Raw genomic sequence first — 242 nt, forward strand, 5'->3', positions numbered from 1 at the left:
CCGCCATTTATCCAGATAGTCCCGTCCGTTTGCCGAATGCACGCGCTGGAAGCCGTCGCCGAGCGCCCGTATGCTGACGCTTCCGAAGTGATGGATAAACGTGTCGCCCGCCATCGCAAGACGCTTGCCGAGCAGCCGTACGCGAATGAACCAGTCGTCGCCCTCGAAGTTGCCGTGCTCCCAACCTCCGACCAGAAAGCCCAATCGGAGAAAGGTGTAGCGCTGCATCAGCATGCAAAAGC

General features: G+C 59.9%; 1 pseudogene. It reads right to left on the bottom strand.

Annotation, left to right across the window (positions count from 1 at the left end):
• Window positions 1–242: pseudogene (locus tag KVT38_RS34070) on the bottom strand (glycosyltransferase family 2 protein); the annotation flags it as partial.

Source organism: Cohnella sp. GbtcB17 (assembly GCF_019091135.1).
Taxonomy (GTDB): domain Bacteria; phylum Bacillota; class Bacilli; order Paenibacillales; family Paenibacillaceae; genus Cohnella.